Here is a 2,349-nt window from a genome sequence, read left to right on the forward strand (position 1 = left end):
TCTCTCATCATCCGTGCCGCATCGGATGAGAGAGGGTCGATGAGGGAGGATCGCCGGCCCTCGCCCGACGCGCTCCTGGCGCAGGCGCGCCGGGAGGCGCCCGGGCGCGGGCACCTGAAGATCTTCCTCGGGGCGGCACCGGGGGTCGGCAAGACCTACGAGATGCTGACCGCGGCCCATGCGCGGCGCCGGGAGGGCGTCGACGTGGTGGTGGGCGTGGTCGAGACGCATGGAAGGCCCGAGACCGAGGCCCTGGTGACCGGCCTCGAGGTGCTGCCGCGCCGCGCGGTTCCGTATGGCGGCGCCGCCCTGTCCGAGATGGACCTCGACGGGCTCCTCGCCCGCAAGCCCTCCCTCGCCCTCGTCGACGAGCTCGCCCACACCAACGCCCCGGGCTCGCGCCACCCGAAGCGCTACCTCGACGTCGAGGAGCTGCTCCAGGCCGGCATCGACGTCCACGCCACCCTCAACATCCAGCACGTCGAGAGCCTGAACGACGTGGTGGCGCAGATCACCCGGATCCGGGTGCGCGAGACCGTGCCGGACTCGATCCTCGACCGGGCCGACGACATCGAGGTGATCGACCTCTCCCCCGACGACCTGATCCGGCGCCTGCGCGAGGGCAAGGTCTACCTGCCGCGGCAGGCCGAGCGGGCGCTCGCGCATTACTTCTCCCCCGGCAACCTCACGGCCCTGCGCGAGCTGGCCCTGCGCCGCACCGCCCAGCGGGTCGACGACCAGCTCCTCACCCACATGCGGGCCCACGCGATCGCCGGCCCCTGGGCGGCGGGGGAGCGGGTGCTGGTCTGCGTCAGCGAGGATCCGCGCGCGGCGGGCCTGGTGCGCTACGCCAAGCGCCTCGCCGACCGGCTGCGGGCGCCCTTCACCGCGCTCACCATCGAGGGACGGCGCAGCGCCGGCTTGAGCGAGGCCGAGCGCGACCGCATCGCCGACACCCTGCGGCTCGCCGAGCGCCTGGGGGCCGAGACCGCGACCCTGCCGAGCCAGGGCCGCATCGCCGACGACGTCATCGGCTTCGCCCGCGAGCACAACGTCACCCACGTGGTGGTCGGCAAGTCGACCCGCTCGCGCTGGTTCGAGCTCCTCAACGGCTCGGTGGTGCACGACCTGGTGCGCCGCTCCGGGTCGATCAGCGTCCACGTCGTGGCGGGCGAGGCGGCCGACGGCGCGCCCGCGCCGCACAAGGGGGTGCGCACCGCGGCCCCGCCCCGGCCGAGCCTCCTGCCCTACGCGGCCGCCCTCGCGGCGGTGGCCGGGGCGCTGGCCCTGGGTCTCGCGCTCCAGCCCTCGCTCGGCCACGAGAGCACCGACCTCGTCTTCCTCACCGCGGTGGTGGCGGTGGCGGTGCGCTTCGGGCTCTACCCGTCGCTCGCCGCGGTGGTGGCCGCGTCGCTCGCCTACAACTTCTTCTTCCTGCCGCCGCTCTACACCTTCACGATCGCCGACCCGACGAACGTCGTCGCCCTGTTCTTCTTCACCTTGGTGGCGGTGGTGGTCTCGAACCTGGCGGCGCGGGCGCGGGCCGAGGCGACGAACTCGCGGGCCCGGAGCAGGGCGACGGAGGCGCTCTACGGCTTCTCGCGCAAGCTCGCGGGCTGCGGCACCCTCGACGACGTGCTCTGGGCCAGCGCCTACCAGATCGCCCTGATGCTGCGCTTGCGCGTCGTGGTTCTGCTGCCCGAGGCCGGGTCGCTCACCGTGATGGTCGGCTACCCGCCGGAGGACCGGCTCGACGAGGCCGACCTCGCCGCCGCCCAATGGACCTTCGACCACGGCCGCCCGGCCGGCCGCGGCGCCGACACGCTGCCCGGCGCCCGGCGCCTGTTCCTCCCCCTGCGCACCGGCCGCGGCATGATCGGGGTGGTGGGGCTCGACGGCGACAAGCCGGGGCCGCTCCTCACCCCTGACCAGCGCCGGCTCCTCGACGCGCTCGCCGACCAGGGGGCGCTCGCCATTGAGCGGGTCCACCTCGTCGAGGATCTCGACCGCGCCCGGCGCTCGGCCGAGACCGACCGCCTGCGCCAGGCCCTGCTCTCGTCGCTCTCGCACGACCTCAAGACGCCGCTCGCCGCGGTGCTGGGCTCGGCCACGACCCTGCGCGACCTCGGCCCCGCCCTCCCGCCGGACGCGCAGGCCGAGCTCCTGACGACCGTCATCGACGAGGCCGAGCGCCTGAACCGCTTCATCGCCAACCTGCTCGACATGACGAAGCTCGAATCCGGCGCGCTGGCGCCGAACCTCGCCCCCCACGACCTCGGCGAGATCGTCGGGACGGCCCTGGCGCGGGCGGGCAAGATCCTCGCCCACCACCGCGTCGCACCGGCCCTG

At 74.4% G+C, this 2,349-nt stretch carries 1 protein-coding gene; it reads left to right on the top strand.

Annotated features, from left to right (window positions below; translation table 11 throughout):
* Positions 1-39 precede the first annotated feature (39 nt).
* On the top strand, positions 40-2,349 hold a 2,310-nt coding region (locus VQ03_RS14515), incomplete at its 3' end, for a sensor histidine kinase (RefSeq protein ID WP_048451601.1).

Source organism: Methylobacterium tarhaniae (genome assembly GCF_001043955.1).
In the GTDB taxonomy this organism is placed as follows: Bacteria; Pseudomonadota; Alphaproteobacteria; order Rhizobiales; family Beijerinckiaceae; genus Methylobacterium; species Methylobacterium tarhaniae.